Source organism: Pseudomonas xionganensis (genome assembly GCF_009763245.1).
GTDB lineage: Bacteria > Pseudomonadota > Gammaproteobacteria > Pseudomonadales > Pseudomonadaceae > Aquipseudomonas > Aquipseudomonas xionganensis.
In genome coordinates, this window is the sequence record NZ_WKJZ01000004.1 from 103254 (window position 1) to 118150 (window position 14897).

General features: G+C 61.1%; 11 protein-coding genes. 6 read left to right on the forward strand and 5 right to left on the reverse strand.

Annotated features, from left to right (window positions below):
* Positions 1-33 precede the first annotated feature (33 nt).
* From lon to GJV18_RS17540, 3 genes are all read left to right on the forward strand, one after another.
* The gene (lon, locus tag GJV18_RS17530) at positions 34-2430 is read left to right on the forward strand and encodes an endopeptidase La (protein ID WP_160347776.1); all 2397 of its coding nucleotides are present in this window, start codon (positions 34-36) and stop codon (positions 2428-2430) included.
* A gap of 137 nt (positions 2431-2567) precedes the next feature.
* On the forward strand, positions 2568-2840 hold the full coding sequence (gene hupB / locus GJV18_RS17535; RefSeq protein ID WP_010490206.1) for a nucleoid-associated protein HU-beta: 273 nt from the start codon (positions 2568-2570) through the stop codon (positions 2838-2840).
* A 165-nt stretch (positions 2841-3005) separates the two neighbouring features.
* Positions 3006-4880: a SurA N-terminal domain-containing protein gene (locus GJV18_RS17540; RefSeq protein WP_160347777.1), complete on the forward strand. Its 1875-nt coding sequence runs from the start codon at positions 3006-3008 to the stop codon at positions 4878-4880.
* A 277-nt stretch (positions 4881-5157) separates the two neighbouring features.
* On the opposite strand, the gene acnB is transcribed toward GJV18_RS17540, so the two are convergent.
* The gene (gene acnB / locus GJV18_RS17545) at positions 5158-7767 is read right to left on the reverse strand and encodes a bifunctional aconitate hydratase 2/2-methylisocitrate dehydratase (protein ID WP_160347778.1); all 2610 of its coding nucleotides are present in this window, start codon (positions 7765-7767) and stop codon (positions 5158-5160) included.
* Between the two features lie 406 nt (positions 7768-8173).
* Between acnB and GJV18_RS17550 the strand changes: the two genes are divergently transcribed.
* Positions 8174-8650 carry a DUF1289 domain-containing protein gene (locus tag GJV18_RS17550; RefSeq protein WP_160347779.1) on the forward strand — a complete coding sequence of 159 codons (477 nt, stop codon included), beginning with the start codon at positions 8174-8176 and terminating at the stop codon, positions 8648-8650.
* A gap of 50 nt (positions 8651-8700) precedes the next feature.
* Here GJV18_RS17550 and GJV18_RS17555 read toward each other — a convergent pair whose 3' ends face one another.
* Positions 8701-9564 (reverse strand): universal stress protein, encoded by an 864-nt coding sequence (locus tag GJV18_RS17555; RefSeq protein ID WP_160347780.1) that lies wholly within the window; start codon positions 9562-9564, stop codon positions 8701-8703.
* A gap of 233 nt (positions 9565-9797) precedes the next feature.
* Here GJV18_RS17555 and miaE point away from each other — a divergent pair, with 233 nt between their 5' ends.
* Positions 9798-10400, forward strand: a complete 603-nt coding sequence (miaE, locus tag GJV18_RS17560) for a tRNA-(ms[2]io[6]A)-hydroxylase (protein WP_160347781.1) — start codon at positions 9798-9800, stop codon at positions 10398-10400.
* Between the two features lie 40 nt (positions 10401-10440).
* On the opposite strand, the gene GJV18_RS17565 is transcribed toward miaE, so the two are convergent.
* From GJV18_RS17565 to GJV18_RS17575, 3 genes are all read right to left on the reverse strand, one after another.
* Positions 10441-11772, reverse strand: a complete 1332-nt coding sequence (locus tag GJV18_RS17565; protein WP_160347782.1) for an SPFH domain-containing protein — start codon at positions 11770-11772, stop codon at positions 10441-10443.
* A gap of 108 nt (positions 11773-11880) precedes the next feature.
* Positions 11881-12600 carry a UDP-2,3-diacylglucosamine diphosphatase gene (gene lpxH, locus GJV18_RS17570; RefSeq protein ID WP_160347783.1) on the reverse strand — a complete coding sequence of 240 codons (720 nt, stop codon included), beginning with the start codon at positions 12598-12600 and terminating at the stop codon, positions 11881-11883.
* On the reverse strand, positions 12597-13091 hold the full coding sequence (locus GJV18_RS17575) for a peptidylprolyl isomerase (RefSeq protein WP_160347784.1): 495 nt from the start codon (positions 13089-13091) through the stop codon (positions 12597-12599). Before GJV18_RS17575 ends, lpxH begins: the two co-directional genes overlap by 4 nt.
* A 136-nt stretch (positions 13092-13227) precedes the next feature.
* Here GJV18_RS17575 and GJV18_RS17580 point away from each other — a divergent pair, with 136 nt between their 5' ends.
* Positions 13228-14895 (forward strand): glutamine--tRNA ligase/YqeY domain fusion protein, encoded by a 1668-nt coding sequence (locus GJV18_RS17580; protein ID WP_160347785.1) that lies wholly within the window; start codon positions 13228-13230, stop codon positions 14893-14895.
* Positions 14896-14897: the final 2 nt, after the last annotated feature.

The following is a 14897-nucleotide window of genomic DNA, read 5'->3' on the forward strand; positions in this document are numbered from 1 at the left end:
TTAGGCCGTATGGCCGCTGTAGAGCCGAATATCATGAAGACAACCATCGAATTGCCTCTCCTGCCGCTGCGCGATGTCGTGGTCTATCCGCACATGGTCATCCCGCTGTTCGTCGGGCGCGAAAAATCCATCGAAGCGCTGGAAGCGGCCATGACTGGCGAGAAGCAGATCCTGCTGGTGGCCCAGCGCAATCCGGCTGACGATGACCCGGATGAAGCCGGGCTGTACCGGGTCGGCACCGTGGCTACTGTGCTGCAGTTGCTTAAACTCCCTGATGGCACCGTCAAGGTGCTGGTCGAGGGCGAGCAGCGCGGTGAGATCGAGCAGTTTATCGAGGCCGACGGTCACTGCCGGGCCGAAGTGCAGTTGATCGACGAAGTGGATGCCGCCGAGCGTGAGGCGGAGGTCTTTGTGCGCAGCCTGCTCAGTCAGTTCGAGCAGTATGTGCAACTGGGCAAGAAGGTTCCGGCCGAGGTGCTGGCTTCGCTTAACGGCATCGATGAGCCGGGTCGACTGGTCGATACCATGGCCGCCCATATGGTGCTGAAAATCGAGCAGAAGCAGGAAATCCTGGAAATCACCGATTTGTCGGCGCGGGTCGAGCATGTGCTGGCTCTACTGGATGCCGAGATCGACCTGCTGCAGGTGGAGAAGCGCATCCGTGGGCGGGTCAAGAAGCAGATGGAGCGCAGCCAGCGCGAGTACTACCTGAATGAACAGATGAAGGCCATTCAGAAGGAACTGGGCGATGGTGAAGAGGGTGTGGGCGAGCTGGATGAGCTGAAAAAGCGCATCGAGAACGCCGGTATGAGCAAGGAGGCTCACGCCAAGGCTACGGCCGAACTGAACAAGCTCAAGCAGATGTCGCCGATGTCGGCTGAAGCCACCGTGGTGCGCTCATACATCGACTGGCTGGTGAATGTGCCGTGGAAGGCCGAGAGCAAGGTTCGCCTGGATCTGGCCCGGGCCGAGACCATTCTGGATGCCGATCACTATGGCCTGGAAGAGGTCAAGGAGCGCATTCTTGAATATCTGGCCGTGCAGAAACGGGTGAAAAAGCTCAAAGGCCCGGTGCTGTGCCTGGTAGGGCCGCCTGGGGTGGGCAAGACCTCGCTGGCCGAGTCCATTGCCACCGCGACCAATCGCAAGTTCGTGCGCATGGCCCTGGGCGGGGTGCGTGACGAGGCGGAGATTCGCGGTCACCGCCGTACCTACATCGGCTCCATGCCGGGCCGCTTGATCCAGAAGATGACCAAGGTTGGCGTACGCAACCCGCTGTTCCTGCTCGATGAGATCGACAAGATGGGGCAGGACATGCGTGGCGACCCGGCTTCAGCCCTGCTGGAGGTGCTCGACCCGGAACAGAACCACAATTTCAACGATCACTACCTGGAGGTCGACTACGACCTGTCCGATGTGATGTTCCTGTGCACGGCCAACTCCATGAATATTCCCGGCCCATTGCTGGATCGTATGGAGATCATCCGTCTGCCCGGCTATACCGAGGATGAGAAGGTCAATATTGCCACCAAGTACCTGGCGCCCAAGCAGATCCAGGCCAATGGCCTGAAAAAGGGTGAGCTGATGTTCGAGGAGGCGGCGATCCGTGACATCATTCGCTACTACACCCGTGAGGCCGGTGTGCGCGGCCTTGAGCGGCAGCTGGCCAAGGTCTGTCGCAAGGCGGTCAAGGAGCATGCCCGGGAGAAGCGTTTCCAGGTCACGGTTACGGCCGACGCCCTGGAGCACTTTTTGGGTGTGCGCAAATACCGCTATGGCCTGGCTGAGCAGCAGGACCAGATCGGTCAGGTCACCGGATTGGCCTGGACCCAGGTGGGTGGGGAGTTGCTCACCATCGAAGCGGCTGTGGTGCCGGGTAAGGGTCAGCTGATCAAGACCGGTTCCCTGGGTGATGTCATGGTTGAGTCCATTACGGCGGCGCAAACCGTGGTGCGCAGCCGGGCGCAGAGCCTGGGTGTGCCAGTGGACTTCTACGAGAAGCGCGACATCCATATCCATATGCCGGAAGGGGCGACGCCCAAAGATGGTCCCAGCGCAGGCGTTGGTATGTGCACGGCGCTGGTTTCTGCGCTGACTCAGATTCCTGTGCGCGCCGATGTGGCCATGACCGGGGAAATCACCCTGCGTGGTCAGGTACTGGCCATTGGTGGTTTAAAGGAGAAACTCCTGGCGGCGCATCGCGGTGGGATCAAAACCGTGATCATTCCTGAAGAGAATGTGCGCGATTTGAAGGAGATTCCGGAGAATATTAAGCAGGACTTGCAGATTAAACCGGTTAAATGGATTGACGAGGTCCTGCAAATTGCGCTGCAATACGCCCCGGAGCCCTTGCCTGACGCGGCTCCGGAGTTAGTTGCAACGGATGACAAGCGCGAGACTGATTCCAAGGAGCGAATCAGCACGCATTAGCCGGAGGGCTTCCTTGACACCTTTTTAGAGCCCTTGTTATAAAGCGGCTCTTATCGTGTCGGCAGGTCGTTCAGCACCCGCTTTGCTTACACCTAAAATCAAGAAACAAACTCAACAGAAATTAAGGGGACTTAAGAGTGAACAAGTCGGAACTGATCGATGCCATCGCCGCATCTGCTGATATCCCGAAAGCTGTTGCTGGCCGCGCGCTGGACGCAGTAATTGAATCCGTCACTGGCGCTCTGAAGGCTGGCGACTCTGTTGTACTGGTTGGCTTTGGTACTTTCGCTGTTAAAGAGCGTGCTGCCCGTACCGGTCGCAACCCGCAAACTGGTAACCCGATCAGCATCGCTGCTGCCAAGATTCCAGGCTTCAAAGCCGGTAAAGCACTGAAAGACGCCGTTAACTAAGCGTCTATCGGGCCTTGCCCTCCAGGCCGCAAGGTCTGGCCGCGACCAGCGTTCAATCTGGCTCGCATGCTCTGAGAAGGCGCATCTCCGATGCGCCTTTCTTCTATCCGGACTTTACCCACGCTGCACGGCTGCCTATGCCTTTACAGCCGTTCTGGGGGAATCATGCTGCAGAATATCAGGGACAATTCACAGGGTTGGATTGCCAAAACCATCATCGGCATTATCGTTGCGCTGCTCGCACTGACGGGTGTTGATGCCATCTTTACCGGTACCAGCAACAGTCAGAATGCCGCCAAGGTCAATGGTGAAGAGATCACCCTGACCGAACTTGGTCAGGCTGTGGAAATGCAGCGTCGGCAGTTGCTGCAACAGCTGGGGCGTGATTTCGATGCCTCGTTGCTGGATGAAAAGCTGCTGCGTGATGCAGCCCTCAATGGTCTGGTCGAGCGCACCCTGCTGCTGCAAGGGGCTCGGGATGCCAAGTTCGCCTTTTCCCAGCAGGCGCTGGATCAGTTGATCCTGCAAACGCCGGAGTTCCTGGTTGACGGGCGTTTCAGTGCCGAGCGTTATGATCAGGTTATTCGCCAGCTGGGTTACAGCCGTCTGCAGTTCCGGCAGATGCTGGAGCAGGAAATGCTGATCGGTCAGCTGCGTGCCGGTCTGGCCAATAGCGGCTTCGTGACCGATGCGGAGGTTCAGGCCTTCGCCAGCCTGGAGCGTCAGACTCGCGATTTCGCCACGCTGCGCTTTAGTGCCGATACCGACGCGGTGAGCCTGAGCGACGATGACGTCAAGGCCTACTACGATGCCCAGGCTTCGGCTTTTATGAGTCCTGAGCAGGTGGTGCTGGAGTATGTCGAGCTGAAGAAGGATGCCTTCTTCGATCAGGTTGAAGTCAGCGCCGAGGCCCTGCAAGAAGCCTACGAGCTGGAGATCGCCAACCTGGCCGAGCAGCGTCAGGCTGCCCATATTCTGGTTGAGGTCGGGGACGAGTTGAATGACGAACAGGCCAAGGCCAAGCTCGATGGCATTCGTCAGCGTCTCGAACAGGGTGAGGACTTCGCTGCTCTGGCCAAGGAATTTTCCGATGATCCGGGTTCTGCGGCCGATGGTGGCGACCTGGGTTTCGCCGGCCCTGGTGTCTATGACCCAGCCTTTGAAGAAGCGCTCTATGCTCTGGGCGAAGGCGCCGTTTCCGAGCCGGTGCGCAGCGAGTTCGGCTGGCACCTGATCAAGCTGCTGGGCGTGCAGGCACCCGAGTTGCCGAGCTTTGCCAGTCTGGAAGACAAGCTCAAGCGTGAGCTCAAGGCGCGCCAGGTCGAGCAGCGTTTTGTTGAGGTGGCCAAGGATCTGGAGGATGCCGCCTTTGAAGCGTCCGATCTGGCCCAGCCTGCTCAGGAGTTGGGTTTGCAGGTGCAGGTCAGTGCGCCCTTCGGTCGCGAGGGCGGCGAGGGGCTGACGGCCAATCGTCAGGTGATCCAGGCGGCCTTCAGTGATGAAGTGCTGGAAGACGGCAGCAACAGCAGTCTGATCGAGCTGGACCCGGATACCGTGGTCGTGGTGCGGGTCAAGGAACACCTCAAGCCGGAGCAACTGGCCCTGGAGCAGGTGGCTGACAGTATTCGCCAGCAGTTGACCCAGGTGCGTGCCAGCGAGGCCGCCAAGGTCAAAGGTGAGGCGTTGCTGAGTGCACTGCGTGAGGGTCAGACGCCGGTCGAGCAGGCTGAGCTGGGTCAGGTCTGGGCCGTGGTCGAAGCGGCTACGCGCAATCAGGAAGGCATCGAGCCGCAGGTTCTGCAGGCCTTGTTCCGCATGCCCAAGCCCGAATCCGCCGACAAGCCCGTGTTCGCATCAGTAAGTCTGAACAATGGCGACTTCGTGATTCTGCGCCTCAATGGCGTCAATCAGCCCGAGCAGGCGCTGAGCGAGGAGGAGAAGGCCATGTATGCCCGCTTCCTGGCTTCGCGTAGTGGTCAGCAGGATTTCGCTGCGTTCCGTCAGCAACTGCAAAGCACGGCCGATATCGAGCGCTTCTGATAGCGCCTTGTTAGGCTAAGCTGAACAGACAATGCCCGTATCGCAAGATACGGGCATTGTCGTTTCTGCACGGCTGATGTGCTTGCTGCGATACCTCTGGCGTTGTTTTGTGCATGAGGGGGCACAGCTTGATACGGCACCTGTATGGCCAAGACCGTTCCGGTGCTCGTCTAATACTGATTTTTATGCGCGCATAAGCAAACGCCCCGAACCAGTCGGGGCGTTTGCTTGTTGCTGTAAGCTCGACCGTTGCCAGTCGAGCTAGTGCCTCAATCTATCAGGCCTGCACTACCGGGATCATGGCGTTGGCCGCCGCGTCACGGTATTCAGCCATCTGGTCGAAGCTCAGGTAGCGGTAGACGTCGGCAGCCATGCTATCGATATCCTTGGCGTACTGCATGTACTCCTCGACGCTCGGCAGCTTGCCGATGATCGAAGCGACCGCTGCCAGTTCGGCGGAGGCCAGGTACACGTTGGTGGCATCGCCCAGACGGTTGGGGAAGTTACGGGTCGAGGTGGAAACCACGGTCGAACCGGTCTGTACCCGCGCCTGGTTACCCATGCACAGCGAGCAACCCGGCATTTCCATGCGCGCGCCAGCCTTGCCGTAGATGCCGTAGTAGCCTTCTTCGGTCAGCTGGTGAGCGTCCATCTTGGTTGGCGGAGCCAGCCACAGACGGGTCGGAATGCCACCCTTGACCTTGTCCAGCAACTTGCCGGCAGCGCGGAAGTGGCCGATGTTGGTCATGCACGAACCGATGAACACTTCGTCGATCTTCTCACCGGCGACGGTGGAGAGCAGGCGGGCGTCGTCTGGATCGTTCGGCGCGCAGAGTACGGGCTCCTTGACGTCGGCCAGATCGATCTCGATCACGGCGGCGTACTCGGCGTCCTTGTCGGCTTCCAGCAGCTGCGGGTTGGCCAGCCAGGCTTCCATGGCCTTGGCGCGGCGCTCCAGGGTGCGGGCATCGCCGTAGCCTTCGCCGATCATCCAGCGCAGCATGGTGATGTTGGACTTCAGGTACTCGGCGATGGCGCTTTCCGGCAGCTTGATGGTGCAGCCTGCGGCGGAACGCTCGGCAGAGGCGTCGGACAGCTCGAAGGCCTGCTCGACGGTCAGCTCGTCCAGACCTTCGATTTCCAGGATGCGGCCGGAGAAGATGTTCTTCTTGCCCTTCTTCTCGACGGTCAACAGGCCAGCCTGGATGGCGTAGTAAGGGATGGCATGGACCAGGTCACGCAGGGTGATGCCTGGCTGCAGCTTGCCCTTGAAGCGCACCAGTACGGATTCCGGCATGTCCAGCGGCATCACGCCGGTGGCGGCGGCGAAGGCGACCAGGCCGGAGCCGGCCGGGAAGCTGATGCCCATCGGGAAGCGGGTGTGCGAGTCGCCACCGGTACCCACGGTGTCCGGCAGCAGCATGCGGTTCAGCCAGCTGTGGATGATGCCGTCGCCCGGACGCAGGGACACACCGCCGCGGGTCATGATGAAGTCCGGCAGGGTGTGGTGGGTGTTCACATCGATCGGCTTCGGATAAGCCGCGGTGTGGCAGAAGGACTGCATCACCAGGTCGGCCGAGAAGCCCAGGCAGGCCAGGTCTTTCAGCTCGTCGCGGGTCATCGGGCCGGTGGTGTCCTGGGAACCCACGGTGGTCATCTTCGGTTCGCAGTAGGTGCCCGGACGCACGCCCAGGCCTTCAGCCAGACCGCAGGCGCGACCGACCATCTTCTGCGCCAGGGTGAAACCCTTGCCGCTGTCGACCGGAGCTTCCGGCTTCTTGAACAGGGTGGACGGAGGCAGACCCAGCTCGGCGCGAGCCTTCTCGGTCAGGCCGCGACCCACGATCAGCGGAATACGGCCGCCGGCGCGTACTTCGTCGAGCAGTACGTCGGTCTTCAGCTGGAAGCTGGTGACCAGTTCGTCGCTGCCATGGCGGCGCACTTCGCCCTTGATCGGGTAGACGTCGATCACGTCGCCCATGGCCAGGTTGCTGCAGTCGAATTCGATCGGCAGGGCGCCGGCGTCTTCCATGGTGTTGTAGAAGATCGGGGCGATCTTGGTGCCGAAGCAGAAGCCACCGGCGCGCTTGTTCGGCACGTTCGGGATGTCATCGCCGAAGAACCACAGCACCGAGTTGGTGGCGGACTTGCGCGAGGAGCCGGTACCGACCACGTCACCGACATAGGCGACCGGGTAGCCCTTGGCCTTGAGTTCTTCCATCTGCTTGATCGGGCCGACCGAACCCGGTACGTCCGGGTTGATGCCGTCGCGGGCCATCTTCAGCATGGCCAGGGCGTGCAGCGGGATGTCCGGGCGGGACCAGGCATCAGGGGCCGGCGACAGGTCGTCGGTGTTGGTTTCGCCGGTGACCTTGAATACGGTCAGGGTGACTTTTTCCGGTACGGCAGGGCGGTTCTGGAACCACTCGCCATCGGCCCAGGATTGCATCACGGCCTTGGCGTGCTGGTTGCCGGCCTTGGCCTTCTCGGCCACGTCGTGGAAGGCATCGAACATCAGCAGGGTGTGCTTCAGTTGCTCGGCGGCAACGGAGGCCAGTTCGGCATCGTCCAGCAGTTCAACCAGGGTGGTGATGTTGTAGCCGCCCTGCATGGTGCCCAGCAGTTCAACGGCGCGGGCCTTGGACAGCAGTGGAGAGCTGGCTTCACCCTTGGCCAGGGCAGAGAGGAAGCCGGCCTTGACGTAAGCGGCTTCGTCCACGCCCGCCGGTACGCGGTTGGTGATCAAGTCGACGAGGAATGCTTCTTCGCCTGCGGGTGGGTTTTTCAGCAGCTCGACCAGGCCTGCGGTTTGTTCGGCGTTCAGCGGCTGGGGCACGATACCCTGAGCGGCACGCTCTGCTACGTGTTTGCGATAGGCTTCAAGCACAGTTATTACCCTCATCAGTGGTCCCAAAGGGTTGTCCGGGACGCGATCCAGAAAACAACAAACCAGGCGCTTCGTGGCTTTATGGGCCGCTTAGCCGAGGTTTCGTTGCTCCCTTCCAGAAGCTGCTTTCAAAGTTTTACGCCGGCAGGTCGGGTCTGATGAGGGCTGGTGCGGACGCTTGAAGGATGGCTCAAGGGTCGGCACCAACATCGAACCTGCAGGATAGACTGTGCTCGTGACGCTTTGAAAACAGCTTCCAACGGACATTGGCGCCTATTAAAGGCGGGCCGATTCTACTGGAAAGCTTCGTTAAAGTTAAGTCAAAGCCCCGCCTGATCCGGGGGTGATCTGCCTTAGACAAAGGGCTAAGATGCCAGCCTGTCAGCCAGTGCCCGTTGTCCTCGTTATGTCCAATCAGCGTATCAAAACCCCCTGTGTCGGCCTTTGCTCCACCGTTTACGGTGATCTGGTGTGCCGTGGCTGCAAGCGCTTTCACCATGAGGTGACCCACTGGAACGGTTACAGCGAGGACGAGAAGCAGGCGGTCTGGTCGCGCCTGGAGGCGCTGCTGGTTCAGGTGATGCAGGCCAAGGTGGAAGTGTTCGATGCCCAGCGCCTGCGCATTCAGCTGGAGCAGCGGCAGATCCGTTTCGTGCCGCAGCAGTCACCCTATTGCTGGGCTTACCAGCTGATTGCCCGGGGTGCGCGGGTAATCAGTCAGCTGGATGCCTATGGCATGGCGCTGCTGCCGGAATTTCGCGACTGGGCGCTGCCGGATCTGCGTGATGCCATCGACCGCGAGTTTTTTCTGCTCTCCGAAGCCCACTATGAACGCTACCTGGCGCCGAAGTTTCTCCGTGATGGAGCCTTGCAGCGGTTATAAACGAGAAAAGCCACCGGGTCAGGGTGGCTTTTGGCGACTCGCGAGGGCTGTCAGTGCTGCGCCACCAGTTCCTCCAGGTGAGCGATGATTTCCTCCGGCTTGAGTACCAGGATGTCACTTTCCAGGGAGTCGAGGATGACCTCGGCGGTGTTGCCGATCAGGGCGCCGGACAAACCGGTACGGGCCACGGTGCCGATCACGGTAACGCCAGCGCCGACCTTGTGCGCAACCTGGGGGATCAGCACGTCAGCCGGGCCTTCCACCACGTGCAGGCGTTCATCGGAGATGCCGTACTCGGCCTGGAAGGCCTTGCACTGCTCACGGTAGCGCGCCTCGATGGTTTCCTTGAGCTGGAAGGTCGGATCGGCGGCGGACAGCATGGGGGCCGGGTGGGCGCTGATCACATGGAGGTCGGCCTTGGCCAATGCGGCTATATCGAAACCGTGGCTGACGATGCTGGTGTGCAGTACGCGGTGGTCGGAGTCGGCGTTGCCCACATCCACTGCCGCGAGAATGGCGCTGCCCGCCCAGGGCTTGTCGGTCTTGACCAGCAAGACCGGGCCTGGGCAGTAGCGCAGCAGTTTCCAGTCATCGGGGGTGAGAATGGCCTTTTTCAGCGGGTTGTCCGGGAAGTGTTGCTTGATCACCAGGCCACAACCTTCGGCCTGCTGCACGCTGATGATGGTCTGGTGCAGGCTTTCATGCCAGGCCTGCTGGGCAGAGACGCTATAACCCTCGCCACTGAGCAAGCCGCTCAAGTCCTTGAGGAAGGCGGTGTGATCCTGTTTCTTGTCGCAAACCAGCAGATGCAGGTGCGATTGGGTGACTCCGGCGATCAGCTTGGCGCGCTTGAGGGCCAGGCCTTCCGGCTGATCGGGTTCCATTACCACCAGAATGCTACGAATCGCTTGCATGCTTAACTCCATGTGACAAGGTTGGGCTTGTGTTCACTATAGATGGCTGAATCTGTCTGTGTAGTTGACCAATGTCAACGGGCGCTCTGGTTGTTCGTGCGGGCATTCGTATAATGGCGCTTCAATCCTGCATATCGGCGTAATTGCCTTCAATTTATCGATATTTGCAGGCATGCCTAGTTTGTGCGCAGCCTGGCCGTTGCCGGCTTGCGCTTCTCAGGACAGCCATTTCCATGCAATTCCCCGAAATTCACGACTTTCTTGCGTGCCGCACACCGCATGCCTGGATCGACGCCGCCCTGGCAGATCAGGAAACCTTGCTGATCGACCACAAGAACTGTGAATTCAAGGCCGCGAGCACGGCCCTGAGCCTGATGGCCAAGTACAGCACCTATGTCGATCTGCTCAACGCCATGTCGCGTCTGGCCCGCGAGGAGCTGGTGCATCACGAGCAGGTGCTGCGCATCATGAAGCGGCGCAAGATCGGCCTGCGCCCGGTCTCGGCGGCGCGTTACGCCTCGGGCCTGCGCAAGATCGTGCGCACCCATGAGCCGCACAAGCTGGTGGATACCCTGGTGATCGGTGCCTTTATCGAGGCGCGCAGCTGCGAGCGTTTCGAGGCTCTGGTGCCGCATCTGGATGAGGAGCTGGGCAAGTTCTACTTCGGTTTGCTCAAGAGTGAGGCGCGGCACTTTCAGGGTTACCTGAAGCTGGCCTACCAGTATGGCGATGCCCAGGATGTGGGCCGCGCCGTGGAGCGGGTGAGGGCGCTGGAGCAGGAATTGATCGAGTCGCCAGATACGGAGTTCCGTTTCCACAGTGGCGTACCGACCTGAGGCAGTCAGGTAGCGCCCCAGGGCGCTACCTATGCTCGGCTTACTGCTTGATCTTCAGATCCAGCGCCAGGTCGCGGGCGGCCTTGGTCGCCAGAACCCCCATCAGCTGACCGATCTCACCCTGGCGGCTGCTGGCATCACCGGCGCCCCCCATCATCACGCTGGGTACCGGCGCCTTGGAGGCGGCATCGGCCCAGACCTGGTTGATGGCAATCAGGGCATCCAGCTTCGGCTGCAGGGCGCCGTCCGCCTTGATCACCGCTTCACGGGCATAGGCCTCGGCATCGGCGGTGATCTTCGTGGCATCGGCGGTGATGGCCGCCTTGTCGCGCAGCAGTTCGGCGGTCTGCTTCTCGATCTCGGCGCGGCCCTTTTCCCGCTCGGCGTTGATGATGGCCAGCTGCTTCTCGGTTTCCGCCTGGGTGGTGCGCTCGATCTGGTCGCGCAGGGTTTCCTGGCGGCGGGCTTCCACTTCCTTTTCACCGCGGGCGGTGACCAGCAGCTTTTCTTCCTCTTCCTTCAGGCGGTTCTGCCGGGCCACAGCCAGCTCGGCCAGGGCCTGCTGAACCTTGACCATGCGCTGCTTGTACTGCGGGTTGGGGTCGACGTTGGTGATGCGCGCCTCGACCACTTCCACGCCGTACTTGCGGAACTGCTGCTGTTTGCGCACCGGGATGCCCTTGCTGTCCATGACCTTTTCGGTGATGAACTGGCTGGCATTGTTGTCGCCGAAGTTACCCTGTTCGGTTCCGGCCTGCAGGATCGCGGTCTGGGTCGGCAGATGGCCGCGCGGGCCGCGCACTTCCTTGCGCTTGATCAGGTAAAGGCCGTCGTTGAGCTGGTTTTCGAACTCGGCGGCAAATTCGCTGCGGGCGCCGGCATAGAAATCGTCGGCGCTCATCAGCGAGGCGGTGGCCTGCAGGGTTTCCTTGATGGCCGGCACCAGGGCGGTGGTGATGAAGTTTTCCGGGTTGCGATATTCCTGGGCGATGATCAGGAACTGCTCGCCGGTGGGCAGGCGAAAGCGCGCCGAGGACTCGACCTTGGCGTCGACGTTGCCGAGAAAGACGATGGGAAAGGCTTCGATGGTAGCGCCCAGGGAGTCGTTGTCGCTGTTGTCGTTGATCGCCAAGGCTTCGGTGAGTACCGACTGCACGCTCAGGGCCTTTTTCCAGGCGGTGGCGCGGCCGAACCATTTGGTGGCGTAGCCGACGTCGTCAACGATCTTTTCTTCGCCGAAGATGGTCCGCACATGAGTGGCGAAGCCGGCCTCGTTGTAGAAGAACACGCCATTGAAGGTGACAAAGCCCAGCGCCAGGGCGGCGGCCGGGGCGATGGCGAATTTGAGAAGCTGTTCCTTGTTGATCTGCATGGCTAGTCCTTGCACGGGTGATGGGGGCGCCGATGCTGAGCGTGGCCATCACAGTCGTCAAGATCCGGGCGCATGTGGTTTTGTGCGCGGCATCAAGGAATCAGCGGATCAGAGGGCGAAGGGCGCCTGATGAAAACCCTGCTGGTCCACCTGCAGCGCCCAGCCCTGCTTGTCCCAGTCGCCCAGCACGATACGCCGGGCCGCCTGGCCGTTGATCTGCAGTATGTGGGTAGCGGGGCGGTGGGTGTGGCCGTGGATCAAGGTGCGCACGCCCTTTTCGGTCATCACCCGCAGCACTTCGTCCGGGGTGACGTCGACGATTTCGCTGGCCTTCATCCTTGTTTGCGCGCGGCTTTCACTGCGCAGCTTGCGCGCCAGCTTGTGCCGGGTGCTCAGGGGCAGGTTGCGCAGGATAAACAGCGAAATGGGGTTGCGCAGCCAGCGGCGCAGCTTCATATAGCCGACATCCAGGGTGCACAGGCTGTCGCCGTGCATCAGCAGTACCCGCTCGCTGCCCATTTCCACCAGGCAGGGATCAGGCAGCAGGGTGGCACCGGCTTCGCGGCAGAAGCGCTTGCCAATTAAAAAGTCGCGATTGCCGTGCATCAGATAGACGCGCGTGCCGGCTTCGCTCAGCTCGCGCAGGGCCTGGGCGATTTCGCGCTGGAAGGGGCTGATGGCATCGTCGCCGATCCACACCTCGAAGAAGTCGCCGAGGATATACAGGGCATCGGCCTGGCGGGCGCGGCTGGCGAGAAAATGCAGAAACGCCCGGGTAATGTCCGGGCGCTCCTGTTCAAGATGCAGATCGGAGATCAGTAGGATCACTCAACGATCTCGGCACGCTCGATGATCACATCGTCCACTGGCACGTCCTGATGGCCGGCCTTGCTGGTGGTGGGCACGCCCTTGATGGCGTTCACCACGTCCATGCCTTCCACCACTTCACCGAACACCGCATAGCCCCAGCCCTGTACGGTGGGTGCGCTGTGGTTGAGGAAGCTGTTGTCGGCAACGTTGATAAAGAACTGCGCGCTGGCCGAGTGCGGCTCCATGGTGCGGGCCATGGCGATGGTGCCGACCTTGTTGGCCACGCCGTTGTTGGCTTCATTCTTGATCGGTGCGCGAGTCGGCTTCTGCTGCATGCCCGGCTCGAAACCACCACCCTGGATCATGAAGTTGCTGATCACGCGGTGGAAAACGGTGCCGTCGTAGTGACCTTCTTTCACGTACTGCTTGAAGTTGGCCACGGTCTCCGGGGCCTTGTCTTCGAACAGGTTGAGGGTGATAACGCCATGGTTGGTGTGCAGTTTGATCATCTTTGTATCCGTTATTGGCCGCGAATGGCCCCGAACCGGCGGGTTGCTCTGTCGGGGGCTTGACAGGTTGGTTATCATACGGGCTTTGCCCAAGGCGGCCTACCCTGTGCCGCGCATCTGCCAAGCTAAGGACATCATGAGCAAGCCCACCGTCGAAAAAGCTGCCAACTTCCTGCTGCCCATCGTCCAGTCCGACCTGGACAGCGGCAAGCACGCCAAGATCATCACCCGCTTCCCGCCGGAGCCTAACGGCTACCTACACATCGGCCACGCCAAGTCGATCTGCCTGAACTTCGGCCTGGCCCAGGAATTCGGCGGCGAGTGCAACCTGCGCTTCGACGACACCAACCCGGCCAAGGAAGACCAGGAATACATCGACGCGATCAAGAGCGATGTGCAGTGGCTGGGTTTCCAGTGGGCCGGTGAGGAGCGCTACGCCTCCAACTATTTCGATCAGCTGCACGCCTGGGCCGTGGAGCTGATCAAGGCCGGCAAGGCCTTCGTTTGCGATCTGAATGCCGAAGAGATGCGTGCCTACCGCGGCAGCCTGACCGAGCCGGGCAAGAACAGCCCGTTCCGCGAGCGCTCGGTGGAAGAAAACCTCGACCTGTTCGCCCGCATGAAGGCCGGCGAGTTCGCCGACGGCGCCCGCTCGCTGCGCGCCAAGATCGACATGGCCTCGCCGAATATCAACCTGCGCGACCCGATCCTCTACCGCATCCGCCACGCCCATCACCACCAGACCGGCGACAAGTGGTGCATCTACCCCAGCTACGACTTTACCCATGGCCAGTCGGACGCCATCGAGGGCATCACCCACTCCATCTGCACCCTGGAGTTCGAGGACCATCGTCCGCTCTATGAGTGGTTCCTGACCAACCTGCCGGTGCCGGCCCAGCCGCGTCAGTACGAATTCGCCCGCCTCAACCTGAACTACACCATCACCAGCAAGCGCAAACTCAAGCAGCTGGTGGACGAGAAGCACGTCAGCGGCTGGGACGACCCGCGCATGTCGACCCTGTCCGGCTACCGCCGTCGTGGCTATACCCCGGCTTCGATTCGCAGCTTCTGCGACATGATCGGCGTCAACCGCGCCGGCGGCGTGGTGGATATCGGCATGCTGGAATTCGCCATCCGCGAAGACCTGGACGCCAACGCCGGCCGCGCCATGTGTGTGTTGAAACCGCTCAAGGTGGTGATCACCAACTACCCCGAGGGTAAGGTCGAGAACCTCGAACTGCCGCGCCACCCCAAGCAGGACATGGGCGTGCGCGTGCTGCCGTTCAGCCGCGAGATCTACATCGATGCCAGCGACTTCGAGGAAACCCCGCCGGACGGCTTCAAGCGCCTGATCCCGGGCGGCGAAGTGCGCCTGCGTGGCAGCTATGTGATCCGCGCCGATGAGGCGATCAAGGACGCCGCTGGCAATATCGTCGAACTGCGTTGCAGCTACGACGAAAACACCCTGGGCAAGAACCCGGAAGGGCGCAAGGTCAAGGGCGTGATCCACTGGGTGCCGGCCGCCGAAAGCGTGGAGTGCGAAGTGCGCCTGTACGACCGCCTGTTCCGCTCCGCCAACCCGGAGAAGGACGAGGAGGGCGGCAGCTTCCTCGACAATATCAACCCCAATTCCCTGGTGGTGCTCACCGGCTGCCGCGCCGAGCCATCCCTGGGCGAGGCGCAGCCGGAAGAACGCTTCCAGTTCGAGCGCGAAGGCTACTTTGTTGCCGATCTGAAGGATTCGCAGCCGGGTAAACCGGTGTTCAACCGCACCGTCACTCTGCGCGATTCCTGGGGAGCCTGATC